We start from the raw sequence: 25092 nt of genomic DNA, 5'->3' as shown, positions 1-25092 counted from the left end.
GTCCGGGAAGCGAAGGGGCTCAGGCGGTGACGAGATCGCCGGCGAGCGCCTTTTCGATCAGCGCCCGCGTCTCATTGACCCCGTAGAGGGCGACGAAGTTGCCGAAGCGCGGGCCCTGGTCCTGGCCGAGCAGCACCTGGTAGAGCGCCTTGAACCAGTCACGCAGATTCTCGAACGGGTGCTCCTTGCCGACCGCATAGACCTCGTTCTGGATGGTCTCGCCGTCGGCATCGGCCGGCAGCGCCGCCAGCCGGGCATCGAGGTCGGCCAGCGCCGCGCGCTCCACGTCGCTCGGCGCCCGGAACGTCTTCATCGGGGCAACGAAGTCGTGGAAATAGTCGATGGCGTAGCCGACCAGGCGGTCGAGCTCGGGATGGGTCTCGGCCGTTGCCCCCGGCGCATAGCGCGAGATAAAGCCCCACAGAACACCGGCATCCTCGGAGTTCGACGCGCTGACGAGGTTGAGAAGCATTGAGAAGCCGACCGGCAGGTCGACCGTCGGCGGCGTGCCGTTGTGGATGTGCCAGACCGGATTGGCGAGCTGCTTGTCCGCATCCTCGTCGCCGTATTTCTCCAGGAAGGCGTAGTAGTCGTCGACCTGGCGCGGGATGACGTCGAAATAGAGCCGCTTGGCCGTGCGTGGCTTTTGGAACATGAACAGCGACAGGCTTTCCGGCGAGGCGTATTTCAGCCATTCGTCGATGGTGATGCCGTTGCCCTTGGACTTGGAGATCTTCTCGCCCTTGTCGTCGAGGAACAGCTCGTAGACGAAATGTTCCGGCGCGCGGCCGCCGAGGATGTTGCAGATGCGGTCGTAGATCGCCGCATTGGTCTGGTGGTCCTTGCCGAACATCTCGAAATCGACGCCGAGGGCCGCCCAGCGCATGCCGAAATCCGGCTTCCACTGCATCTTGACCTGCCCGCCGGTGACCGGCAACTCGGTCTCGGTGCCGTCCTCGTCGTCGAAGACGATGGTGCCGGCCCTGGCATCGACCGCCTTCATCGGCACGTAGAGGACGCGGCCGGTCTTCGGCGAGATCGGCAGGAACGGGCTGTAGGTCGCCTGGCGCTCGGCCCCCAGCGTCGGCAGCATCACTTTCATGATGGCGTCGTATTCGGCAACGGCCCGAAGCAGCACCTCGTCGAAGCGGCCGGAGGTGTAGTAGTCCGTGGCGCTGGCGAATTCGTAGTCGAAGCCGAAGGTGTCGAGGAAGCGGCGCAGCATGGCGTTGTTGTGGGCGCCGAAGCTCTCAAAATCGCCGCCGAACGGGTTCGGGACGACGGTCAGGGGCTTTTGCAGATGGGGCTTCAGCGCCTCCGGGTCCGGCACGTTGTCCGGCACCTTGCGCATGCCGTCGAGATCGTCGGAAAAGCACAGGAGCCGCGTCGGGATCGCGTCCTCGGTGAGGATGCGGAAGGCGTGGCGGACCATGGTGGTGCGGGCGACCTCGCCGAAGGTGCCGATATGCGGCAGGCCGGAGGGGCCGTAGCCGGTCTCAAAGAGGACGCCTTCCGGCCCCGCCGGCTTTTTCTCCAGCCGCTTGACGATTTTCCGCGCCTCCTCGAAGGGCCAGGCCCGGGAGGTGTGGGCGGCCGCGACAACGGCCGGCGAAAGATCGAGGGAAGCGGCAGGGGTGTCCGTCATTTCTGCTATCCGATAAGGGGTTAAACGCCCGCTGAGGCGGGCGCGGGCGGAACCTAGTGCGGATTGCCGGTCTTGTGAAGCAATTCCGCGACGGGGCCGGCCGGCCCGCGGGCGAATTCCGGCGACCCCCCGCCGCCGTGTCGGCAGGTGCGGTCCTTCGCCCCTTGCGGCCCTTTCTTTGGCGGCCACAATTTCCCCGCACGGCGAATTCATCTAGGGTCTTTCCCCGATTCGACGATCCGTACGCGAAGGACCTCAATTCATGAGCACCATCACCCACCACGACGCCCTGATCTACGCCATGGTGACGATTTCCGCGGCGGACCGCTCCATGACCGATCCGGAACTGATGCGGATCGGCGAGATCGTCCAGACGCTGCCGATCTTCCGCTCCTACAACCGCGAACGGCTGATCAACGCCGCCGAGGACTGCGGCGACATCCTGCAGGGCGACGACGGGCTGCAACGGGTGCTCGACGAGATCGCCGAGGCGCTGCCGAAAAAGCTCTACGACACCGCCTATGCGCTGGCCGTGGAAGTCGCCGCCGCCGATCTTCACGTGGAACAGGAAGAGCTCCGCTTCCTGCAGATGCTGCGCGACCGGCTCGACCTCGACAAGCTGACGGTCGCCGCCATCGAAGCCGGCGCCAGGGCCCGCCACCGCACGCTCTGAGGGCGGCCTCTCAATCCCGCCAGAACTTCGGCAGGAACAGCAGCAGCACGGTGAAGAGCTCCAGCCTTCCGAGCAGCATGCCGAAGGCGAGCAGCCATTTCGCCGTGTCGTTGAGTTCCTTGAAGTTGCCGGCCGGGCCGATGATCTCGCCAAGGCCCGGGCCGACATTTGAGATCGCGGTCGCGGCGCCGGAGAGCGCCGTCATGTCGTCAAGGCCGGTGAGGCTCAAAAGGATCGTCAGGCCGACGACGCAGACCAGGTACAGGAAGAAGAAGGTCATGACGGCGGCGGAGACGGAATCCTCCAGCGGCCGGCCCATATAGGTCTTCACGAAGACGCCGTTCGGATAGAGCATCCGGTTGAGGTGCTGGCGGATGTCCTGGAACATGATCTGGAAGCGGAAGATCTTGACCCCGCACGAGGTCGAGGACGAGCAGCCGCCGATGAACATGACCATGAAGAACAGCGCCGCCGAGAACGTTCCCCAGGCGTTGTAGTCGTCGTTGGCGTAGCCGGTGCCGGTCATCACCGAGACGATGTTGAAGACCGCATAGCGCAGGGAATCCGGCCCCGGATGGATGTGCAGGTAGCGCTCGTAGAGCCAGATCGTCAGCGAGAAGATGATCAGGAAGGCAAAGAAGGTGTGGACCTGGGTGTCGTCCTTGAGGAACGTCAGCGAGCGGGTCTGCAGGATGCGGATGTAGATCAGGAACGGCAGGCTGCCGAGGCACATGAAGACGATGGCGATCCAGTCGATGGCGGCGCTGTCGTAGTGGCCGATCGAGGCATCCTTTGAGGAAAAGCCGCCGGTGGCGACCGTCGTCATGGCGTGGATCGCCGCGTCGATGAGGGTCATGCCGGCCGCCGCATAGGCAAAGGCGCAGGCCGCCGTCATCGACAGGAAGATGATCGTCATGATGCCGGAGATCTGGGTCGCGCGCGGCAGGATCTTGTCCGCGGCGTGGAACGCCTCGGCCTTGAAGAGCTGCATGCCGCCGACCTGCAGCATCGGCATGACGGCGATCGCCATGAAGATGATGCCGAGGCCGCCGAGCCATTGCAGCAGGCCGCGCCAGAACAGGATGCCGGGCGGCGCCGTGTCGAGCCCGGTGATCACCGTCGCGCCGGTCGTGGTGATGCCCGACATGGATTCGAAAAAGGCGTCGGTATAGGACGGCACCACCCCCGACCAGTAGATCGGCAGCGCCCCGAAGGCGGCCAGCACCACCCAGGCAAAGACCGTCATGATGAAGGCCTCGCGCACGGACAGGCCCGCCGGCGCGCCGCGGGCGACGGCCCAGGACGAAAACCCGACCATCATCGTCAGGAGTGCGGAGGCGGTGAAGATCTGCCAGTCCGGATTGCCCTCGGCAAGGTCGATCAGCGCCGGCACCATCATGGCGCTGCCGAGCGTTGCCAGGAGCGCTCCGACGATCAGCATGATGGGCCTGAGATCGATCACGGCGCCGCCCCCGCTTGGCGTATGCGGGCGGAGAGCTGTCGAGGGGACCTCGGGACCATGCGCGAAGGCCTAGTTGATGACGCGCGGCATGTCGGGCACGTCCAACGAAAAGGCCGGGATCTCGACGTCGAAGCGCTCGCCGTCGTCGCGCTCCATCTGGTAGTGGCCGGCCATGATGCCGCCCGGCGTCGAAAGCGGGCAGCCGCTGGTATATTCGTAGGCCTCGTCCGGCTCGATCACCGGCTCCTCGCCGACGACGCCGGCGCCGTGCACCTCCTGCACCCGGCCCGTCGCATCGGTGATCTTCCAGTGGCGCGTGCGCAACTGCACCGGTTCGCCGCCGAGATTGACGATCTCCACGGTGTAGGCCCAGAAATAGCGATTCTGGTCCGGCGCGGACTCCTCGTCCAGATAGACCGGCTCCACGGTAATCTGGATGTTGCGGGTGACGGCGCGATACATGGACAAATCCCTGTGACGAATCCCTGCTGCATAGGCGGCGGTGCGGCCGCGGCCGGCAAAACCCGGCCGGTTTTCCGTTCCCGGAGGTTGCGCGGCAAACCGACCATCGCCGTTTGTGCCGTCCCGGCGGCGTTTTTGCAATATGGCTGAAGCGCCGGGGCGCGGCCAGGCGACGTGATGACGTGACGGCGGCGCCCGGGTCGGTTATGACCCGGCCAGACCGTCCTTGCCGAATTTTGCCATGTTCGACGCCGCCCTCAGGAAACTCATCGATGCGCCGCTGGACCGCGCCGGGCGGGCGCTTGCCGATGTTGGCGTCACCGCCAATGCGGTCACCGTCGTCGGGCTGGCGCTGGGGTTCGGGGCTGCCGGCGCCATCGCCCTTGGCGCCACGGGAGCGGCGCTCTGCCTCATCCTCCTCAACCGGCTCGCCGACGGGCTCGACGGCGCGGTGGCGCGGGCAACACACCGCACCGATCTCGGCGGCTATCTCGACATCGTCTTCGATTTCCTGTTCTACGGCGCCGTCCCGCTCGGCTTCGTCGTCGCCGATCCGCAGGCCAATGGGCTCGCCGGTGCCGTCCTCCTCGCCAGCTTCTATGCCAATGGCGCGGCGTTCCTTGCCTTTGCGATCATGGCGGAAAAGAAGGGGATTGAGACCTCGGCCCAGGGCCTCAAATCGCTCTACTATCTGGGCGGCCTCGCCGAGGGCGCGGAGACGATCCTCGTCTTCGTCCTCTTCTGCCTGCTGCCGGCCTGGTTTCCGGTGATTGCGCTTGCCTTTGCAGCGCTCTGCTTCGTCTCGGCCGCAGCCCGGATCGTCTTTTCGATGCGGGTGCTGGCGGCGCGGTAGACCGCCCAACCCGGTCGCTCAGTTGACAAGGCGGACGTTTTCCGTCGACACCTGATTGCACTGGCCGGTGACCTTGTAGAAGAAATCGGCATTGGCGTAGCTCACCGTGCTGCCGCCGTCCTCCCAGGCGTGTTCGGAGGTCGTGCCGCAGGGCACGAGGTCGAAGATGTCGATCTTGGTGTTCGCCGGGACCTGGACATGGTCGATGATCAGCCGGTTCGACCATTCGGGATCGTCGGTCCGGTAGGTGAGGTCGCAGCCGCCGCTGCGGCAGCTTTCCAGCCCCTTGCTGTAGGGATCGACGTCCATCTGCAGATAGGCCGATTCATAGTCGCCGAGGTCGATCCATCCGGTGTTGCTGACCTCGAAGACGGCGGGCTGGTAGTTGTAGCGGATCTCGGCGAGTTCCTCGTCCTCCGTCTCGCCCTTGCGCCGGACCATCAGCTTGACGACCTTGTTGTACCAGCCATTCGCCGAGATCGGGAAAAACCGCGCCGACGACAGCTTTTTGGGCGCGAACGCCGTGGACGTGACGCCGACATCGAAGGCATCGGCGCCAATCACCCTGGTGAAGAAGACGGGCGAGGCGCCGCTGGCGGTCACGGTAACGGTGACCCCGTCGCCGCTCTCGGTCCTTGAGTAGGAGACGAGCGAGCCTTCCCCGGTGTTCTGCTGAAAGATCCTGGACGCTGCGGCCTCGTCGAGCCCGACATCGGCAACGGTCGCGGCAAGGGCCGCGGAATCCGCGGCGATCTGCATGTCCGACTTCATCTTCCAGGCGAGCGTGTATTCGACCGCAAGACCGATCAGGGCCAGGATCGGCACCAGGACAAGTGCAAAAATGACGGCTATGGAGCCGGATTGCGACCTCGAAAAGCGCGAGAGCGCCGAGCCGGTCCGCCAAGGCTTCTGGCAACACATGGGCGTCACCTTCCTCGCTATCGTCGGACAATCGAGGAATCTTAGACGCTTCGTAGAAATAAACCGTTAAAAGTGTGAAGTTTCCGACAGCGCGCATGACGCGATTGCCGGGCGCCCTGTCGCTCTGCGCCCTACCCCAGCCCGCGCTCGATGTCCTCGATGAGGTCGTCCGCGTCTTCCAGGCCGACGGAGAGCCGCAGCGTGCCTTGAGTGATGCCGAGTTCGAGCTGCTGGTCCTCGTCCATGCGCTGGTGGGTGGTGGTCGCCGGGTGGCAGATGAGGCTCTTGGCGTCGCCGAGATTGTTGGAGATTTTGACGATCTCCAGGTCGTTGCACAGGCGATAGGCCGCTTCCTTGCCGCCCTTCAGCTCCAGGCAGATGAGGTTGGAGCCGGCGCGCATCTGGCGGGCGACGATGTCGGCCTGGGGATGGTCGGCCCGGCCGGGATAGACGAGGCGCGCGACGGCCGGGTGGTCGGCGAGGAAATCGGCGATCTTTGCGGCGTTCTCGGTCTGGCGGGCGACGCGGACGTCGAGGGTCTCAAGGCCCTTAAGGAGCACCCAGGCGTTGAACGGGCTCATGGACGGCCCGGTCTGACGCAGGAAATTGTGCAGGTATTCGTCCACCCACCCCTCGCTCGACAGCACCACGCCGCCAAGGCAGCGGCCCTGGCCGTCGATGTGCTTGGTAGCGGAATAGACGACGACGTCGGCGCCGAGGGAAAGCGGCGACTGCCAGATCGCGGTGGCAAAGACGTTGTCGACGATGAGCACCGCGCCGGCCTCGTGGGCAATGTCCGCGACGGCCGCAATGTCGAGGACATCGAGGGTCGGGTTGGTCGGGCTTTCCAGGAACAGGGCCTTGGTCTCAGGCTTGATCGCGGCGCGCCACTGGTCGAGGCCGGTGCCGTCGACCAGCGTCGAGGTGACGCCGAAGCGCGGCAACAGGTCCTCCACGATGTAGCGGCAGGAGCTGAACAGCGCCTTTGCCGCCACCACATGGTCGCCGGCCGAGACCTGGCAGAGGAAGGCCGCGGTGACGGCGGCCATGCCGCTCGCGGTCGCCCGCGCGGCCCCGGCGCCTTCCAGGAGCGCCATGCGGTCCTCGAACATCGCCGTCGTCGGATTGGAAAAGCGCGAATAGATGAAGCCGGGATCCTCGCCGTTGAAGCGGGCCTCGGCGGCCTCGGCCGTGTCGTAGGCAAAGCCCTGGGTCAGGAACAGCGCTTCGGACATCTCGCCGAACTGCGAGCGCATCGTTCCGCCATGCACCAGCTTCGTTGCCGGTTTCCAGTTTTCGCCTTTTGCCATCTTTCTCGCCTTCTTTGAAGTTCACGCACAAAAAAACCCGGCCGACGCTTGTCTGACCGGGGGCATGCACTCCCGACCTTTTAGCGCCTTGTTTTACGTGGCGGCAAGCCGGCCGGCCCAAATGACCACGATCTATGAGCCTCTACTCCCTCTTGGCGCCGGCGTCAACGCCGGCCGCGGAAACGCGCCAACTATACGAAACCGTATAGTTCGGGAAATCTGGCCACATAGGAGCGATGATACGCAAATCCGGTCCCTTCCAGACCGGAGCCCGGATCATGCCCTTCCCGTCGAAACTCCTGAAACATGCCCTGGTGGCGCTGGTCGTCATCGTCGGGCCGGCGGCGGGCTATGCCGGCTATCTGCGCGTCTCGGGAAACATCCATGCCGTGGAGCCGGGCGTCGTCTACCGGTCCGGCCAGCTCGACGCCGGGCAACTGAAGCGCCTTCTCGATGCCAAGGGCATCCGCTCGATCCTCAATCTGCGCGGCGCCTATCCGGATGCGCCCTGGTACGAAGCGGAGGCCGATGTCGCGCGCCGGAACGGGGTTTCCCATCTGTCGATCCATATTTCCGCCGATAAGGAGCCGCGCCTGGAGACCCTCGCGGCCATCGAGCAGGCGCTGGAAAGCGCGCCCAAGCCCCTCCTCATCCACTGCATGGGCGGCGCGGACCGGACCGGCCTTGCCGCGGCGATCTACGAATATGCCGTGGCAGGAAAAGCTGCCGCTCTGGCCGACGATCAGCTATCCTTCGCCTATGGTCATTTCCCGTGGCTCTGGAGCCGCACCGGTGCCATGGACCGCGCGTTCCAGCGGTTCGTCGCATCGAACCAGGTGGCATCCGCGGGACCGATCGACGTCCAGGGAAGGGCAGATGAAGGTTCTGATCATCGAAGATGATCGCTCGACCGCCGACTATGTCGCCGGCGGGTTGCAGGAAGAAGGCCACGATTCCGATCTGGCGGCGTCCGGGCCGATGGGGCTCGAGCTCGCCTGCACGCGCGACTACGATGCCGTGGTGGTCGACCGCATGCTGCCGGGGCTCGATGGCCTGTCGATCGTGCGCGCCCTGCGCTCGGCCGGGCGCGATACGCCGATCATCTTCCTGACCTCGGTCTCCGGCCTCGACGACCGGGTCGAGGGGCTGGAGGCCGGCGCTGACGACTACCTCGCCAAGCCGTTCGCGTTTTCCGAACTGATGGCCCGGCTGAACGCCCTTGCCCGCCGCTCGCCGCTGCGCCAGGAAGAGACCGTCCTGAAGGTCGGCGACCTGGAGATGAACGTCATCTCACGGTGGGTGAAGCGCCAGGGCCAGGCCATCGATCTCCAGCCCCGCGAATTCCGACTGCTGGAATACATGATGCGCAATCGCGGCCGGGTGCTGACCCGGACCATGCTGCTGGAACGGGTCTGGGATTTCCATTTCGATCCGAAGACCAACGTCGTGGAGACCCATGTCAGCCGGCTGCGCTCCAAGGTGGACAAGCCCTTCGGGACCGAGATGATCAAGACGATCCGCGGCTCGGGATACATCCTCAATGTTCCTTCCTAGGGAACTCCGCTCGATCTCGTTCCGTGTGGCGCTGATCTACACGGTGTTTTTCCTCGGCTCCGTGCTCGCCATCCTCGGCACGACCTATTTCGTCGCCTCCTCGGAAATGGCCGGCATCCTGCGCTCGGCCGTCGGCGACGACATGCGGGAGCTGCGACAGGCGTTCCGGACCGGCGGCGAGGCCGAGCTGCGGCACGAGATCGGCGAACTCGGCGAACGCGCCTCCCCGAACCGCTTCCTGCTGTACCGCGAGCCGAACGGGCCCCTCACCGGCGGCAATATCCCGGCCGATCTCTGGCGCGACGGCTGGGCTAAGCGCGAGATCTCCGCCGATCGCCTCGGGCAGTCGGCGGACATGCAGGAAGCGGCGGCGCAGGACCCCAGCCACGAGATCCTGCTCCTCAGCCTCGGCGAGCGCATCGGACCGTTCGAGATCATGATCGGGCGCAATCTGCACGACCTGCACGAGACCCAGGAGACCATCCTGTCGGCGATGCTCTGGGGCGGGCTGGTGACGACGCTGCTGGCGCTTGCCGGCGGCTTCCTGATCTCCGTCGGCCCGACCCGCCGGGTCGACCGGATCGCGGCGACGATGCGCCGGATCGTCGAGGGCCATCTCGACCAGCGCCTGCCGGTCACCGGCCGGCGCGACGAACTGGACCGCCTCTCCGGCGACATCAACATGATGCTGGCGCGCATCGAGACGCTGCTGGCCAGCCTCCGCCAGGTCTCCACGGATATCGCCCACGATCTGCGCACGCCGCTCGCCCGCCTCCGGCAGCGCCTCGACAGCGTGCGCCGCAAGCAGCGCAGCCTTGCGGAATACGAGGCCGCGATCGATGCGGCGATCGCCGAGAGCGACGCGGCGATCGAGACCTTCAACGCGCTCCTCCGGGTCGCGCAGATCGAAGCGGGCACGCGGCGATCGCGCTTCCGCCCGCTCGATCTCGCCCAGGTCGTGGAAAAGGTCTGCGACATCTATGCCGAGGTGGCCACCGACACCGGCCACACGATGGCCTGGGACAGCGTCGAAGGGGCAACGGTCGACGGCGACGAGGAACTGCTAACGCAACTCTTGGCGAACCTCATCGAGAATGCCATCAACCACGTTCCGGCGCCGGGGCGGATCGCGGTTTCCCTGCACCGGGAGGGCGACGACGCCGTGCTTGCCGTCGCCGACAACGGCCCCGGCGTCCCGGAGGGCGAGCGGGAGAAGATCTTCCGCCGCCTCTACCGGCTGGACCGGAGCCGGACGACGCCGGGAAGCGGGCTCGGCCTGTCGCTCGTTGCCGCCATCGCCGAGTTGCATGCCGGCACCGTCGCCGCGCTCGACAACGCACCGGGGCTTTGCGTGCGCATCATCTTGCCGCTTGCCGGGGAGAGCCGCTGAATCCGGTGGCTTGTGCCCCCTCTCGCCTTGGCGCCGGCGACGTGATCGGGTAGAGCATGCCAAACAGTGCGACGGGGCCATCCAATGACGGCAACAGACGGGACGCGGCCGACGGGCATCTTTCCCGCCCATATGATCCGCGAGCTTTTTGCATCGGGCGCGGCGGAAAGCGCCCGGCCGCTCGATGCCGACCAGATCCAGCCGGCAAGCCTCGACCTCCGGCTCGGCGACGTCGCCTACCGGGTGCGGGCGAGTTTTTTGACCGGCCCGGAGCTGACCGTCGAGGAAAAGCTCCAGGACCTGAGGCTTCACACCATCCCCCTCACCGGGGGCGCGGTGCTGGAGACCGGCTGTGTCTATATCGTGCCGCTGATGGAGCGGCTGGCCTTGCCCGGCGACATCGCGGCGGCGGCGAACCCGAAATCCTCCACCGGCCGGCTCGACGTCTTCACCCGGGTGATCGCCGACCGCGGCCGCGCCTTCGACACGGTGCCGGCGGGCTATTCCGGCCCGCTCTATGCGGAGATCAGCCCGCGCACCTTCCCGGTGCTGGTGCGGGCCGGCTCGCGGCTCTCCCAGATCCGGTTCCGGCGCGGCTCAGCCCGGATCACCGAAGGCGACCTCGCCGCCCTCCACCGGGCAATGCCGCTGATCGACGGGGCCGGCCACGACTTTTCCGGCGGCGTTCCGGTCTCCATCGACCTTGAGGGCCGGCCCCATGACGGCCTCGTCGGCTTCCGGGCCAAGCGGCACACGGCAGTCATCGACGTCGATGCCAAGAACGCCTGCGACGTCCTCGATTTCTGGGAACCGATGACGACCCGCGGCAGCCGCTCCCTCGTCCTCGACCCGAACGAATTCTACATCCTCGTCTCGCGGGAAGCGGTCTGCGTGCCGCCGGAGACGGCGGCGGAGATGGTGCCGTTCGATCCGCTGGTCGGCGAGTTCCGGGTCCACTATGCCGGCTTCTTCGACCCCGGCTTCGGCTATGACGGGGCCGGCGGCGCCGGCGCGCGGGCGGTCCTGGAAGTGCGCAGCCACGAGGTGCCCTTCATCGTCGACCACGGCCAGACCGTCGGCCGCCTCGTCTACGAGCACCTCGCCGAAAAACCCGAAGCGCTCTACGGCGAGGGCGGCACGTCGAGCTACCAGGGCCAGGCGCTGAAGCTCTCGAAGCACTTTCGGGCGTTGGATTAGGGTTTTCGCCGTTTGTTTTCGCTCACGCCAGCGCGCTTCGCGCGCGGCTCCGCGGGGGCGGCGCATGAGCGCCGGCGGCCGTTCGGCCTTGCGATCCCGTTGGGATCGATGGCGGCCACCCCACACTCGGCCGTCATCCCGGATTTAGTCCGGGATCCAATGCCCCCATCGGCAGTGTAGCCCCTGGCGGCTCTTGGCACGGAATCAGGTCCCGCCAGCGCCACACCAAAAAACACCCGGCATACCGTGTCGAGACGGGCAATGGGTCCCGGCTCTCCGCTTCGCTCCGGCCGGGATGACGGAGGAGAGGTGCACAGGCGCATGTGCGCCATCGAGCTCAACGGGCTTGCAAGCGCGACCGCGCGCCGGCGCTGATGCGCCGCCCCGTCGGAGGCTAGCGAGCGCTCAGCCGTGAGACACAAAAAACCCGCCGCCCCGCGGTGTTCACCAGCACTGCGAACAGACCGAGCGCGGTTCATTCTCCTACCCCCGCTCCTCCGTCTGGCGGCGGTTGTCGATGACGTCGCGGAGTTCAGCCACTTCCTTGCGCAGGGCCCGGAGCTCGATGACGACGTTGCCGGTCTCCTCGTGGATCGCCACGCGGTCGGCGGCGGCTTCGGCCTCGTGCTCCTCCTGCATCGCCGAGACGATGATACCGATGAAGAGGTTAAGCACCGTGAAGGCCGTCGACAGGATGAAGGGCACGAAGAAGACCCAGGCATAGGGGTTGGTCTCCATCACCGGTCGGACGATCCCCATCGACCAGCTTTCCAGCGTCATGATCTGGAACAGGGAATAGGCGGACGCCCCGATGGTGCCGAACCACTCGGGGAATTCGGCGCCGTAGAGTTTCGTCGCCATCACCGAGAAGACGTAGAAGATCAGCACCATCAGGAGCACGATGGAGCCCATGCCGGGGAGTGCCGCGACGAGGCCGCCGACGACGCGCCGCAGCGACGGCACCACGGAAATCAGCCGCAGCACACGCAGGATACGAAGCGCCCGCAGCACCGACAGGCTGCCGGTCGCCGGCACGAGCGCGATGGCGACGACGAAGGTATCGAAGAGGCTCCAGGGATCGACGAAGAAGCGGCGCCCATGGACGATGACCCGCAGGACCAGCTCGATGACGAAGATGGCGAGGATAATCCGGTCGAGCACCCTCAGGAACGGACCGATCTCGCCATAGACGGTCTGGCTGGTCTCAAGGCCGAGGGTGATGGCGTTGATGACGATGAGAACGATGATGGCGCCTTCGAAACGCGGCGACGTCACAATCGAGCGAAGCTTGTCCATTCCCGACCCGCTGTCTGAAAATCCCGTCCGGCCGCCCGGTTCGCGGCAGCCCTTCAAGTCGGTTTTCCGGGGCGATCCGTCAAGGCGAAATAAGTGGCAGTGACGCCAGGCCTTGACACGGGGGCCACTTGCCCTTGAATAAGCACCGGAACAGCGACGGACCGCCGCCGGTCGCGTTTTGGTTTCCCAAGCGTGTTCTTGTCCGAAAACCGCTTTGCACTTTTCGGGAACACGCTTTGGCGGGTGTAGCTCAATGGTAGAGCAGAAGCTTCCCAAGCTTACGACGAGGGTTCGATTCCCTTCACCCGCTCCATTTGACGTATCTCACGCGAGTGCGCTTCGCGCACCGCTCCGATGAGGCGGCCTGACCGGCCGGCGCCCGTTCGGGCTTGAGAACGCTTTGCGTTCGAACGGTCGCCACCCAGGCGTCCCAATCGCCTGATTCCCGCCCCCTTCCCGTGCCCGACACTTTGGCCTCGTCGCCGGCGCAAATGCCGCGCGCACAAAAATGTGCGTGGCCGGCGGATGCATTCGCCCGATCAAGGGGTTACAGTCCACGGAGCATCCAACGACCGACCGCGCCGGCCTTCGCGAGCCAGGCGCGGCGACGAACACATCGGGGGAAGTTGATGGCAGATCGGGAGCCGCTTGACGCGGCGCGGGCGCATTTGCGCGTGCCGCCGAAGGCGTTGAAGGATTATCCGCTGACGCTTCGGCCGTTCTTCTGGAACCAGAAGCGCAAATATGGTGCGGTCCTCGACGGCGCGCTCCTTTGGGGCCGCTCGCCTTGGGTGTTCCGCATGCTGGCGCTGCTCTACGGGGCCTTCGACCGCCGCCGCTCGCCCGTCGATCCGGCGATGCGCTCGCTGCTCACCGTCCGGGTCTCCCAGCTCAATGGCTGCGCCTTCTGCATCGACCTCAACACGGCAACGCTGTTGAAGCGCGGCGTGTCGGAGGAAAAGGCCTTCGAGCTCGCCGACTGGCGGACCTCGCCGATGTTCGATGCCAGGGAACGCCTGGTGCTGGAGCTTGCCGAGCGGATGACGCGGGATCCGCAGACGGTCGACGACGACCTCATCGCCGACCTCGGCCAGCACTACGACCATGACGGCATCGTCGAACTCGCCGGCCTCATCGCTTTCCAGAACATGTCGGCGAAGTTCAACACCGCCCTTGGCGTGCCGCCGAAGGGCTTCTGCCGGGTTCCGCTTCCGACGACTGCGGCGGCGGCGGACGATGGGCCAGTCCGTGCTCCGTCTTTGCCCAGTGAAGCGGCCGGAGAATGAGGTCGCCAATGGCGGCAACGAGCGCTGCCGCCATCAGCAGCCAGTAGACGGGTAGCGTCAGGAAGAAACGCGCCGGAGTTTTCAGGCGCCGCCGCCTTGCCGCGCGCCAAATCAGGAGCGAGGGCGCGAGCCAGCCGAACAGGCCGATGGTCCCGTGCAGCACCAGCGGCGTCGCCCTGCCGCCGGCAAAGGCGTCCGGCGGCGGCACCACGCCGAGGGCCACGCCGCCCAGCGTTGCCGCCAGCACCAGGTGCAGGGCAAGCACGGCAAGACCGCCGCCGATCAGAAGCTGGAACATGGCGAAATCGGCAAGCCCGAGTTCGCGATAGAGCCGCACCGGGCGGCGCATATGGACCAGCCAGGTCTGCAGCCAGCCCTTGTACCAGCGCGTCCGCTGGCGGAACCAGACCGGCAGGGTGAGCGGCGCCTCCTCCCAGGTGGTGGAGGCGATCGTCGCCATCGTCCAGCCTTGGCGGGCGAGCCGGTAGCCGAGGTCGGCGTCCTCCGTGACGTTGAAAGGGTCCCAGCCACGCACCGCATCGAGCGCCTCGCGGCGGATGTGGTTCGACGTGCCGCCGAGCGGGAAGGCAAACCCGCGGCGGGCGAGCCAGGGCATCAGGCCGTCGAAGAGGGCGGCATATTCCAGCGCGAAATGGCGGGTCAGCCAGTTGTCGCCGGCGTGGTCGATGGCAAGGCTTGCCTGGATGCAGCCGAGGCCGGCCGGGCCATCGGCGAACCTTTCCGCGACGCGGCGAAGCTGGTCCGGCTCGGGCCGATCCTCGGCGTCGAAGATCGTCACGAGGTCGCCGGCGGCGAAGGCGAGCGCGTGGGCGAGCGCCTTCGGCTTGGTGCGGGGCCCGAGCTGCGGCACGGCGACGACGTCCATCGCCGGGCTCAAGGCAAGGTCCGTGAGGCGCCCGCGGGTCGTTGCGTCGTCGACCTCGACGATGAGCTTGATGTCGAGTTTTTCCGCCGGGTAGTCGAGGGCCTGGAGCGCTGCGACAAGACCCGGCAGGGTGCGTTTTTCGCGGTAGAGCGGCACCAGCACGGTGTAGTCCGGCAGGTCGGTATCGGCGAGCGGCGCTGAGGTTGGCGGTTTCCCGCGCCGCTCGACGGCCGCCAGCAGCCGCGGCAGGGTGACGGCGGCGATGACGCCGGCCGACAGGATCTCGGCGAGGACGACCGCGACGGGCGCGATGGCCGCCCCGACCAGGCTGGTGACGGCGGCGAGCGCGAGAAAGGTTCCGCCCTCGACCGTCGTCATGCGCCGGGCCGCCGACAGCTCGGGCATGCCGCGCGCGAGCAGGACAACGGCCTCGGCGCAATCGCGCCTGGCGTGGCGGGTGCGCAGGCGCGCCTCGACCGTGCCCTCGGCGACCACAGCCGTTTTTTCGACAAGGCCGGGGTCGCGCGTGAGCATCTGCAGCAGGCGCGGCACCGTCTCGGTGCGCGGGACAACGGCGATGCGCGGACCGTCCCGCGTCGTCGTGCGCGCAATCGTCTGGCCGCGATAGTCGCCGGGTCGCAGGCCGTCGCACGCATCCGTCAGCATGAACCGGTCAAGCCGCGGGCAGCCGGCCAGATCGGCCAATGCGTCGGCCAGCCTGTCCGCCGTCACCCGGCCGCGGCGAACCGCGAGGACAAACGGATCGATGCCAACCTCCCGCCCTTCGGCGCCGAGGGCAAGGGCGTCCGGGCGCGACAGGCCCGCCCAGGTGAGCAGCAGTTCGGGCGTTTCGGCGACCTCCGCCACGATCTCCGCCCGGCAGGCGGCGGCGGTGCGGGCGATCAGCGTCGTCTCGACGAGGACGATGCGATGGCCGAGCTCCGGATGGCGCCGGATGAGGGCAATGAAACGCTCGATCCGGGCCGGCGGCGGCGCCACGGCCAGGCGCGGGCCGAGCGGCCCGCCGTCGATCATCAGGTGGCGCAGGCCCTTCGCGCCCGCCCTTGCCAGGAAGACCTTCGTTGCGGCCGGAACCGGCAGGGACGCGCCGGACAGCATCGGCAGGCTGAGATGGACGGAAAGGGCGCGGGTCAGCGCTGCCTCGCCGAGCCGGCCGTCGGCGAGCGCCTGCTCGGCGACGCTAAGGCCGAAGGCCCGTGCCCTCTGCGCCAGCGCGCGGATCTCCGCGCCGCCAAGGCCGACATGGACGAGGAAGCCGGTGCCGGGCGGAATGGCGTCGTCGAAGGCGCGGGGGCGATCGGCGCCGATGGTCTTCAGAAGGTTTCGCGGCGGCCTTCCAGGAAGGCGGTCGAGAAAGGCCTGCGCGGGGTGCAACGGTCGGCCGGCAGCCGCGGCAGGTTTGGCAGACGGTGCGACGGAGAACGATGGGCGGCCGATCATTGGTCGGGGGAATGCCGGTTGCCGGCCGGACGATGGCGCCGCGCCGGCACGCGCCTCCTCGACGTCTTCGATCGCCATGCCCCTTCCCCCCGACACGGCGCTCCCGTAAAGTCGCGGCAAGGAACACCGGTACTGATACGAAGTAACGGTACCAAAGCACCACAACCCTTGCGACCGGATTTCGTGTCTTGCGTGTAGAAATGCGACCTTTGATCCTGTTTGCCGCCGCGTTTCTTGCGCTCGTTACCGCCTTGCCGGACGCCCCGGCGCGCGCGCAGGCCCCGGCGGCGGAGACGCCGGCCGCAGGCGACGCCCCGGATACGGCAGCAGGCGCGACGACGCCGGAGGCGGAAAAGGCCGAGGAGCCGAAGCCGCTGGAGCCGCGCCCGCCCTTCGAGGCCTCCGGCCCGGTCACCATCCCCAATTACTGGGACCCGCACAGCCGGCCGGAAAAGCCCGACGTTGCCGTCCGCACCATCCGGTTCCTGACCAGCGACGGCTTTCCGCCGTTCAATTTCGTCTCTTCCGACGGCCGGCTCTCCGGCTTCAACGTCGAGCTCGCCCGCGCCATCTGCGAGGTGCTGGAGGCCGAATGCACGATCCAGATGCGGCCCTTTGCGGAGCTGGAGACGGCGCTTGAAGAGGACCGGGGCGATGCGATCATCGCCGGGCTGGCGATGAGCGCGGAAAACCGCAAGGCGCTCGGCTTTTCCGACGTCTATCTGCGGCTGCCGGCGCGGTTCGTCGCGCGCCGCGACAGCGGCCTTGAGGCAACGCCGGAAGGCCTTGCCGACAAGTGGGTGGCGACCGTCGCCAACACTGCGCACGAGGCGTTCCTGCACGCCTTCTTCCGCAATTCGCGGATCATCACCTATCCGGAGCCTCAGGTGGCGCGCGAGGCGCTGAAGGCCGGCGAGGTCGACGCCTTCTTCGGCAGCGCCCTGTCGCTCTCCTTCTGGCTCGCCGGCGATGCCGCCGACGGCTGCTGCGACTTCCTCGGCGGGGCCTATCTCGACCCGACCTATTTCGGCAGCGGGCTTTCCATCGCCGTCGCCCGCGACAACACGGCCCTGAAGGCCGCGCTCGACTACGCCCTCCACCGGGTGCATGAGGAAGGCCGCTACGGCGAGCTCTACCTGCGCTATTTCCCCGTCAGCTTTTATTGATATCCGAGGGCTTCTGGCCGCCCCCGCGGCCGTTGTCGAAGGGCAGCATCAGGCACCACCAGAGGCCGCTGGCGGCCTTCGACTGGTACTCGGCAAGGCCGATGGTCATGCCGAGATGGCCGGCCTCCGGCTGGGCCCGGTAGGTGCGGAACAGGCGGTCCCAGATCGAGAGATTGAAGCCGTAGTTGGAATCCGTCTCGCGCCGGACCACCGAATGGTGGACGCGGTGGAAATCGGGCGTGACGACGATGCGCCTGAGGACGGCATCAATGGGCGCCGGCAGCCGCACATTGCCGTGGTTGAACATCGCCATGGCGTTGAGCACCACCTCGAACAGGATGACGGCGCCGACCGGCGCGCCGATCGCCAGCACCACGGCCATCTTCCAGAGCATGGAGAGCAGGATCTCCACCGGGTGGAAGCGCAGGGCCGTGGAGACGTCGATATCGATGTCCGCGTGGTGCATGCGGTGCAGGCGCCAGAGGATCGGGATCTTGTGGGAGGCGACGTGCTGCAGCCAGATGGCAAAGTCGAGGACGACGAAGGCAATGAGGAATTCGAGGACGGCCGGCAGGGCGATCCGGTTGAGGAGGCCGTAGCCGTTTTCCGCCGCATAGGCCGCGGTGCCGACGGCGAGCAGCGGCACCAGCAGGCGCAGGACGAGGCTGTCGATAACGACGACGGCGAGATTGGTGACCCAGCGGCTCTGACGCGTGTCGCGGCGCGGCCGGCGCGGGGCGGCGATCTCCCACAACGCCATTGCGGCAAAAACCGAGACGAAGGCGCCGATCCGTACCGTCGCCTCGCCGCCCGGGATCTGTTCCAGCACCGATGATCTCCCTTGGTCTGTCGCACGTATTTTCGAATTTGATGATATACCCTCTTCTCCCCTAGAAGCGACATTCAAGAGCTTTGAAATCCACGTGAACAGGAAGGCTGCAAGCCATGCTCTTTGAAGCGCCCGAGGGCCCCGCAAAGGGGACGCTCGTTTTCGCCCATGGCGCCGGCGCCAACATGGAAACGCCGTTCATGGCGCGCGTGGCCGCCGGCTGCGTCGCGCGCGGCATTGCCGTTGCCCGGTTCGAGTTCGCCTACATGGCAGGCCGGCGCGACGGCGGCAAAAAGCGCCCGCCGCCGCGGGCCGACAAGCTGATCGTGGAGTTTTCAGAGGCTCTCAACGAGGCGCTGGCGCGGTCCGACCTTCCCGACGGCCCCGTCCTCATCGGCGGCAAGTCGATGGGCGGGCGCGTCGCTGCGATGCTTTCAGGCACGGACGACCTGTCGTCACGGGTAAAAGGCGTTGCCTGCCTCGGCTATCCGTTCCATCCGCCCGGCAAGCCGGACGCGTGGCGGTTGGCGCCGCTTGAAGAGGCCCGCCTGCCGGTGCTGATCGCCCAGGGCGAGCGCGACACCTTCGGCACCAGGGCCGAGATCGAGGCCCTCGCCCTCCCCGCCCATTGCCGGATCGTCTGGCTGTCCGACGGCAACCACGACCTCGCCCCGCGCGGCAAGGCGGAGGCGACGTGGTCAGGCAATCTGGAGAAGACGGCAGAGGCGATTTCGGGGTTTGTGGAGGGGCTCGGCCAGGGCTGAGGGCCGCCGCCGTTCAAGCGGGACGCAGGCTTTGCAGCGCATGTGCACATGCCGTTGCGTTACACAAGGTCGTCATCGCGAGGAGGCCATAGGCCGACGCGGCGATCCAGGGGCTGCGGGCTCCGAGCGCGCCGCTCTGGATTGCCGCGCTCGCTTCGCTCGCTCGCAAAGACAAGGATCCATCGGCGATGAACGCGGCCTGCCCGCTCCCGCCTACTCCGCCGTCGCCGAAAACGGACCGCTCCCGCCCGCCAAAACAACTGCCGTCACCCCGGCCCCCGAGCCGGGGCCTATTGCCCATCTCCATGCGGTACGCCGTCGAATGGTGGAAACGGGCATCGGCCCAGGCGAGAAGCCGCAGCGGACCTTGAAGCGGCATACCGCGCGGAAAGGGGCAATAGGCCCCGGGTCTCCGCTTTGCTCCGCCCGGGGTGACGGGAGAGGATGAAGCGGCGGTCGTTTTGGTGCGGTCGCGTCACAAATGGTCGTCATCGCGAGGAGGCCGTAGGCCGACGCGGCGATCCAGAGCAACTTGCTCGGAGCGTGAGGCCCCTGGATTGCCGCGCTCGCTTCGCTCGCTCGCAATGACAAGGATCCATCGGCGATGAACGCGGCCTGCCTGCTCCCGCCTACTCCGCCGTCGCCAAAAAGCGACCGCTCCCGCCCGCCAAAACAACTGCCGTCACCCCGGCCCCCGAGCCGGGGCCTATTGCCCATCTCCATGCGGTACGCCGTCGAATGGTGGAAACGGGGATCGGCCCAGGCGGGAAGCCGCAGCGGACCTTGAAGCGGCATACCGCGCGGAAAGGGGCAATAGGCCCCGGGTCTCCGCTTCGCTCCGCCCGGGGTGACGGGAGAGGATCGAGCGGCGGTCGTTTCGGAGCGATCGCGTCACATAAAGTCGTCATCGCGAGGAGGCCGAAAGGCCGACGCGGCGATCCAGAGCCGCTTGCTCGGAGCGTGCGGCCCCTGGATTGCCGCGCTCGCTTCGCTCGCTCGCAATGACAACAGTGAAGATGGCCGCTCGATCCGCGCGCCCGACCGCCTATTCCGCCGGCAGGAAGCCGCGGCCGTCGCGGCGGCCGTAGAGGCCCCGCAGGCCCGTGCGCACGTCGCCGCCGATGCCGATCAGCGCCGGCACCAGGAACAGCACCAGCAGCGTCGCAACGGCGAGGCCGAAGACGATGGTGATGGCCATCGGCAGGAGGAACTGGGCCTGGATGTTCTGCTCCGTCATCAGCGGGGCAAGGCCGCCGATGGTGGTCAGCGAGGTCAAAAGCACGGCGCGCAGGCGGTCGCGGCTGGCGCCGATGGCGGCGTGTTCCAGATCGTCGCCGTCGCGGGCGCGCTCGTCGATGCGGCTGACCAGGATGATGGAATCGTTGACGAGGATGCCGGCAAGGCCGAGCAGGCTGATCAGGCTCATCACCGTCAGCTTGAAGCCCATCAGGTAGTGGCCGACGACGGCGCCGACGAGGCCGAAGGGGATGATCAGCATGACCGCCAGCGGCCGCCAGTAGCTGGCGAAGATCCAGGCAAGGATGATGTAGATGACGCCGAGGGCGAGGAGGATGCCGATCTTCAGGTCCTCGAAGGCCTTCATGCGCTCCTCGGCGCGGCCGGAGAAGCGGTAGTTGATGCCGTAGCGGGCAGCAAGGTCCGGCAGCGGGCCGGCGTTCAGCTTGTCGATGATCTCCTGGTTGGAGGTAACGTCGGCATCGACGTCGGCGGTGACCGAGACGCTGGAGCGGCCGTCCTCGCGCTGGATGACGGAGAAGCCCTGGCGCTCGGTGAGGTTCACGGCCTCCATCAGGGGCACGAAGTCGCCGGCCGGCGTCCTCAGCTCCAGCGAGCGCAATTGGGCGTCGCCCGCCTCGCGCATCTTCTTGACGACGCGGATGATGACCTCCTCGTCGCCGATGCCGATGCGCCTTGCGATCGCGCCCTCGAAGGAATTGCGGATCTGGCGGCCGATATCCTCGATGGTGAAGCCGAGCGCCGCGCCGCGCGGGGTCAGCGTCATCACCAGTTCCGGCTTGCCGTAGGGCAGGTCGTCGGCAACGCCGGAGACGCCGGGGAAGCCGGACAGGAGCGTGATCGCCTCGTGGGCCGCGGCCTTCAGGGTCTCGGGCGGCCCGTCCGTGAGCTGGATGTCGATGTCGCGGCCGGGCGGTCCGCCCCTGCGTTCAAAGATCGCCAGCCGCTTGACGCCGACGATGTCCGGCACCTGCCGGCGCCAGGCCTTGATGATGTCCGGCGTGCGGATCGAGCGGTCCTCGGACGGGGTGAGCTGGACATCGACCTCGGCGACGTTGTCGCCGCGCGCGCGCCCGGCCTTGCCGAGGCTGACGAAGGAGGCGACGATCAACTCCTCCTTGCCGCCGGTGAGCTGCTTTTCGGTCTTCAGCAGGGCCGCTTCCAGGTCGCGGATGCCGGCCACGGCCCGGTCCTCGGAGATGCCGGCGTTGAACTCGATCGTGCCGCGGATCACCTCCGCTTCCGGCGAGGGGAAGAAGACGAAGCCGACCCGGCCGCCGAAGACGAAGCCGTAGCCGAAGATGATCAGGAGCGAGGCGGCAACGGCGATGGTCATGTAGCGCCAGTGATAGGCGGCGGTGACCATGGCGTTGAACGGGCCGTCGCGGAAGCGGGCGAACCCGGCATCGAAGGCGCGGCGGAAGCCCCGGCTGCCCTGGCCTTCGCGGCGGCGCTGGCGCCGGCCCATGGCCAGGAAGAAGGCTTCCAGGAGCCCGGCGATGCCGAAGGCGCCGACGGCGACGAGCAAGGTCACGGCCCAGATCGGCACGGACGCGCGCAAGGCCGCCATGCCATGGGCGATCGCGACGCCGAGCGTCACGGCGCCATAGGCGATCCACAGGAGGGCGAGGCTGACGGCGGAAAAGAACAGCCGCACCAGTTCGCCCGCCACCGTCGCGATGCCGCCGGCCCCGTCGGTGAGGGCGGCGACGGCCTCGGAGAAGTCCTCGGTGCCGGGGCCGCCCGGCGCGGCGAGGTCGGCGGGCAGCACGGTGATCACGACGGCGATGACGAGCGCGATCAGGAACTGGCGCCAGAACGACCAGCGGTTCGATCCGCGCCGGCCGAGGGAATGGGCAAGATGCCCCGGCAGGACGAAGAAGCACTCGATGATCGACGCGATGACGACGGCGATGACGACCAGCGGCAGGGCGCCCATGATCTGGCCGATGGTGTCGCGGACGAGCAGGATCGGCGCGAAGGCGGCGATCGTCGTGAGGCTGGCGCCCATGACCGGCGTGATCATGTGGCCGGCGCCGAGTTCGGCCGCGGTCAACGGGTCATCGCCGAGGCTGGAGCGCGTCGCGGTGTGCTCGCCGACGACGATGGCGTCGTCGACGATGATGCCGAGGGTCATGATCAGCGCGAACAGCGAGATCATGTTGATGGTCTGGCCGGTGACATACATGAAGCCGATGGTCGCCATCATGGCGACGGGAATGCCGGCGGCGACCCAGAAGGCGATGCGCGCATTGAGGAAGAGAAAGAGGATCGCGACGACGACGAAGAGGCCCTGGACGCCGTTGCGGAAGAGGAGGTCGATGCGGCCCTTCAGGCTGGTCGAACGGTCGTCATAGACGGCGACCTTCAGGGTGTTCGGCAGCGTCGGCCGCACTTCCTCCAGGTAGTCGTTGAGGATGCGGGCGGCGGTCAGCGTGTCGGTGGCGATGGAGCGCGACACGGTCATCTCGATGGCCGGCTCGCCGAAGGCAAAGCCGCGCAGCGCATCCTTGTCGAAGCTCTTTTCCACCCTGGCGATGTCGCGCAGCAGGACCCGTTCGCCGGTCGGGAAGGTCTTGACGTTAATGCCGCCGAGGCCCTCCACGGTCTCGCCGCCGGTCTCGGCGCGAAGCTGCTTTTCGACCGCGCCCTCGAGCTGGCCGGAGGGCTGGTCGCGGGTGTTGCCGGAGAGCTTGCCCGCGACGTCGGAGACGGTGAGGCCGAGGCGGCGCAGTTCGCGCTCCGGCACCTCGATGCGGAATTCCTCGTCGCGCATTCCGTTGAAGGTGACCTGGTCGATGCCGCGCTCGATGAGGTCGTCGCGCATGCGCTTGGCGAACGCCTTCATCGCCGCCTCGGAGAACGGCCCGGAGATCGACACCCGCGCGACGCGGTCCATCCATCGCCGGAAGCTGACCTTCGGGGTCTCCGAATCCTCCGGCAGCGTCGTCACCTGGGCGATCGCCGATTCCACGTCCGACAGGGCCTTTTGCATGTCGGTGTGCTGGTCGAATTCCAGGATGATCGAGCCGGAGCCCTCGCGGGCCGAGGACTCCACGTCGGTGACGCCATCGAGGAAGCGGACCTCCGGCTCGATGGCGCCGAGGATATTGCCCTCCACGTCCTCCGCGCTGGCGCCCGGCCAGGAGACGGTGATGGTGATGGTCTTGACCTCAAGGGTCGGGAAGAACTGGATCGGGATGCGGCCGAGCGCAAAGACGCCGGCCATCAGCATCAGGACCATCAGGAGATTGGCGGCGTTGGGGTGGCGCGCGAACAGCGACACCACGCCGGAGCGGTCATCGCGCGGCCAGTTCATCGCGCCGCAACGTCGTCATCAGCCGGCTTCGCCCGCGCCTTGCCGGTGCCCGGCTCGCGCACGCGCAGCCCCTCGCCGACCTCGGCGATGCGCGTCGTCAGCACCTCTTCGCCGTCCTTCAGCTCGCCGGAGACGATGACGGTGCCGTTGTCCCAGGCCTCGACCGTCACGGGGCGTTTGGCGAGGCGCCCGTCGACGACGGCAAAGACGTGGTCGTTGTTGTAGACGGCGGTCTCCGGCAGGCGTGCCGATGCCGGGAAGGCGCGGCCGGGGACGGTGACCTCGACGAAGGCGCCGGGCCTGAGGCCCACCCGGGTCTGCTGCTGCGGGATGCGGGCATAGACCTCGACGCCGCCGCGCTCCGGCGCGATCTCCGCGCCAACCCGGTCGATCACCGCGGCAAAGCGCACCGGCTCGCCGCCGACATGCCAGACGACCTCGATGTCGCGGCCGATCACGGGCGCGTCGTCGAGGGCGAGTTCGCCATATTGCCGGTCGGAGAGCACGAAGCGGGCCTCGAGCCGGTCGTCCTCATACATGGCGACGGCGAGGTCGTTGACGTTGAGGAGCCGGCCGGCCTCGACGTTTTCCGACGTCACGATGCCGTCGAAGGGAGCCACGAGTTTCGTGTTGGCGAGGTTGCGCCGGGCCTGGGAGAGCTTCCATTCCAGCCGCTTCAGGCTGACCGCCTGCTGCTCGACCTTGGCCTTTTCGATGTCGATGGTGTTGCGGCGCTGGTCGAGGGCCTGGCGGCGCTGGGAGACGACCAGTTCGCGCTCGTCGAGGCCGCGCTGGGTGATGTTGCCGGACTTCAACAGGTTGCGGGCGCGCTCAAGGTCCTTCTCGGCGAAGTCGAGCTGCTCGGCGTAGCGGGCGATGCTTCGCTCCTCCAGCACCAGCCGAGCCCGGTTCTCCGCGAGCCGGGCCTCGGCCTCGGCAAGGTTGATTTCCGCTTCCGTGACGGCGCCTTCATAGTCGAAGCGGTCGATCTGGACGAGGACGTCGCCCTTCCTGACCGTCGCGCCGACGACCAGATCCGGCATCACGGAGACCACTTCGCCGGCTACGAGGGCGCGCAATTCGACGTTGCGGGCGGCAGCCAGCGTGCCGAACACCTGCAGCATCGGCCGGTTGGCGGCAAGCGCCACCGGCTCGGTGTCGACGATATAGACCTGCTCGCGCGGCGGGCGCTGGGGCACGTCCGGCTTGGTGGCGACGAGCGTATTTGAGAGAAAGATGGAGACGGCGACGACCAGAACCGGCAGGAGGATCTGCGGGATCAGCCAGAAGCGGCTGCGCTTTTTCAGCTCAGCCGTCTGGTGGACGTTGAGGTCTATCGGCTTCAACGTTCGGTCCTCGCC

At 67.3% G+C, this 25092-nt stretch carries 18 protein-coding genes, 1 tRNA gene, 1 pseudogene and 1 riboswitch; of the genes and pseudogenes, 10 read left to right on the top strand and 10 right to left on the bottom strand.

Features of this window, described 5'->3' with window-relative positions:
• Positions 1-19 precede the first annotated feature (19 nt).
• Positions 20-1645, bottom strand: coding sequence for a lysine--tRNA ligase (locus M2319_RS03800; RefSeq protein ID WP_264600108.1), 1626 nt, complete (start codon positions 1643-1645; stop codon positions 20-22).
• Between the two features lie 262 nt (positions 1646-1907).
• On the opposite strand from M2319_RS03800, the gene M2319_RS03795 reads away from it, so the two are divergent.
• Positions 1908-2318: a tellurite resistance TerB family protein gene (locus M2319_RS03795; protein WP_264600107.1), complete on the top strand. Its 411-nt coding sequence runs from the start codon at positions 1908-1910 to the stop codon at positions 2316-2318.
• A gap of 10 nt (positions 2319-2328) precedes the next feature.
• On the opposite strand, the gene M2319_RS03790 is transcribed toward M2319_RS03795, so the two are convergent.
• Together M2319_RS03790 and apaG are read right to left on the bottom strand one after the other, a co-directional pair.
• On the bottom strand, positions 2329-3780 hold the full coding sequence (locus M2319_RS03790; protein WP_264600106.1) for a TrkH family potassium uptake protein: 1452 nt from the start codon (positions 3778-3780) through the stop codon (positions 2329-2331).
• A 69-nt stretch (positions 3781-3849) separates the two neighbouring features.
• Positions 3850-4242 carry a Co2+/Mg2+ efflux protein ApaG gene (gene apaG, locus M2319_RS03785; protein ID WP_264600105.1) on the bottom strand — a complete coding sequence of 131 codons (393 nt, stop codon included), beginning with the start codon at positions 4240-4242 and terminating at the stop codon, positions 3850-3852.
• A 241-nt stretch (positions 4243-4483) separates the two neighbouring features.
• Here apaG and M2319_RS03780 point away from each other — a divergent pair, with 241 nt between their 5' ends.
• Entirely contained in the window at positions 4484-5095 is a 612-nt protein-coding gene (locus M2319_RS03780) for a CDP-alcohol phosphatidyltransferase family protein (protein WP_264600104.1), read from the top strand.
• Positions 5096-5113: 18 nt separating this feature from the next.
• Here the strand turns inward: M2319_RS03780 and M2319_RS03775 are convergent, their stop codons facing one another.
• Positions 5114-6016, bottom strand: coding sequence for a TadE/TadG family type IV pilus assembly protein (locus M2319_RS03775; RefSeq protein WP_264600103.1), 903 nt, complete (start codon positions 6014-6016; stop codon positions 5114-5116).
• Positions 6017-6147: 131 nt separating this feature from the next.
• Positions 6148-7326 carry an O-succinylhomoserine sulfhydrylase gene (locus tag M2319_RS03770; RefSeq protein ID WP_264600102.1) on the bottom strand — a complete coding sequence of 393 codons (1179 nt, stop codon included), beginning with the start codon at positions 7324-7326 and terminating at the stop codon, positions 6148-6150.
• A 60-nt stretch (positions 7327-7386) separates the two neighbouring features.
• Positions 7387-7465: riboswitch (SAM riboswitch) on the bottom strand.
• 139 nt (positions 7466-7604) lie between these two features.
• Between M2319_RS03770 and M2319_RS03765 the strand changes: the two genes are divergently transcribed.
• The 4 genes from M2319_RS03765 to M2319_RS03750 all read left to right on the top strand — a co-directional run bounded on the left by M2319_RS03765 (position 7605) and on the right by M2319_RS03750 (position 11467).
• Positions 7605-8228: a tyrosine-protein phosphatase gene (locus M2319_RS03765; protein ID WP_264600101.1), complete on the top strand. Its 624-nt coding sequence runs from the start codon at positions 7605-7607 to the stop codon at positions 8226-8228.
• On the top strand, positions 8203-8880 hold the full coding sequence (locus M2319_RS03760) for a response regulator transcription factor (RefSeq protein ID WP_264600100.1): 678 nt from the start codon (positions 8203-8205) through the stop codon (positions 8878-8880). The genes M2319_RS03765 and M2319_RS03760 overlap by 26 nt, the downstream gene beginning before the upstream one ends.
• Positions 8867-10270, top strand: coding sequence for a HAMP domain-containing sensor histidine kinase (locus M2319_RS03755; RefSeq protein ID WP_264600099.1), 1404 nt, complete (start codon positions 8867-8869; stop codon positions 10268-10270). The genes M2319_RS03760 and M2319_RS03755 overlap by 14 nt, the downstream gene beginning before the upstream one ends.
• A gap of 84 nt (positions 10271-10354) precedes the next feature.
• Complete coding sequence (locus tag M2319_RS03750; protein WP_264600098.1) at positions 10355-11467, top strand: 2'-deoxycytidine 5'-triphosphate deaminase; 1113 nt, start codon at positions 10355-10357, stop codon at positions 11465-11467.
• Positions 11468-11950: 483 nt separating this feature from the next.
• Here M2319_RS03750 and M2319_RS03745 read toward each other — a convergent pair whose 3' ends face one another.
• Positions 11951-12763 carry an ion transporter gene (locus M2319_RS03745; RefSeq protein WP_264600097.1) on the bottom strand — a complete coding sequence of 271 codons (813 nt, stop codon included), beginning with the start codon at positions 12761-12763 and terminating at the stop codon, positions 11951-11953.
• A gap of 239 nt (positions 12764-13002) precedes the next feature.
• Here M2319_RS03745 and M2319_RS03740 point away from each other — a divergent pair.
• Both M2319_RS03740 and M2319_RS03735 read left to right on the top strand, forming a co-directional pair.
• Positions 13003-13076, top strand: a tRNA-Gly gene (locus tag M2319_RS03740).
• A 316-nt stretch (positions 13077-13392) separates the two neighbouring features.
• Entirely contained in the window at positions 13393-14049 is a 657-nt protein-coding gene (locus M2319_RS03735) for a carboxymuconolactone decarboxylase family protein (RefSeq protein ID WP_264600096.1), read from the top strand.
• Positions 14050-14293: 244 nt separating this feature from the next.
• On the opposite strand, the pseudogene M2319_RS03730 reads toward M2319_RS03735, so the two are convergent.
• Positions 14294-15313: pseudogene (locus tag M2319_RS03730) on the bottom strand (glycosyltransferase); the annotation flags it as partial.
• Between the two features lie 1292 nt (positions 15314-16605).
• On the opposite strand from M2319_RS03730, the gene M2319_RS03725 reads away from it, so the two are divergent.
• A complete protein-coding gene (locus M2319_RS03725; RefSeq protein WP_264600095.1) occupies positions 16606-17562 on the top strand; it encodes a transporter substrate-binding domain-containing protein in 957 nt (318 codons plus the stop codon).
• Here the strand turns inward: M2319_RS03725 and M2319_RS03720 are convergent.
• Positions 17549-18322 carry a sterol desaturase family protein gene (locus tag M2319_RS03720; protein ID WP_406682071.1) on the bottom strand — a complete coding sequence of 258 codons (774 nt, stop codon included), beginning with the start codon at positions 18320-18322 and terminating at the stop codon, positions 17549-17551. The two genes, M2319_RS03725 and M2319_RS03720, sit on opposite strands and share 14 nt — an antisense overlap.
• A gap of 185 nt (positions 18323-18507) precedes the next feature.
• Between M2319_RS03720 and M2319_RS03715 the strand changes: the two genes are divergently transcribed.
• Positions 18508-19155, top strand: coding sequence for an alpha/beta family hydrolase (locus M2319_RS03715; protein ID WP_264600093.1), 648 nt, complete (start codon positions 18508-18510; stop codon positions 19153-19155).
• A gap of 1045 nt (positions 19156-20200) precedes the next feature.
• On the opposite strand, the gene M2319_RS03710 is transcribed toward M2319_RS03715, so the two are convergent.
• Together M2319_RS03710 and M2319_RS03705 are read right to left on the bottom strand one after the other, a co-directional pair.
• The gene (locus tag M2319_RS03710; protein ID WP_264600092.1) at positions 20201-23731 is read right to left on the bottom strand and encodes an efflux RND transporter permease subunit; all 3531 of its coding nucleotides are present in this window, start codon (positions 23729-23731) and stop codon (positions 20201-20203) included.
• Entirely contained in the window at positions 23728-25077 is a 1350-nt protein-coding gene (locus tag M2319_RS03705) for an efflux RND transporter periplasmic adaptor subunit (protein ID WP_264600091.1), read from the bottom strand. Before M2319_RS03705 ends, M2319_RS03710 begins: the two co-directional genes overlap by 4 nt.
• Between the last annotated feature and the right edge of the window lie 15 nt (positions 25078-25092).

Origin of the sequence: Rhodobium gokarnense (assembly GCF_025961475.1) — a bacterium.
GTDB classification, from domain to species: domain Bacteria; phylum Pseudomonadota; class Alphaproteobacteria; order Rhizobiales; family Rhodobiaceae; genus Rhodobium; species Rhodobium gokarnense.
The sequence above is the reverse complement of the archived record's forward strand: the minus strand, read 5'-3'. Positions and strand labels throughout refer to the sequence as shown.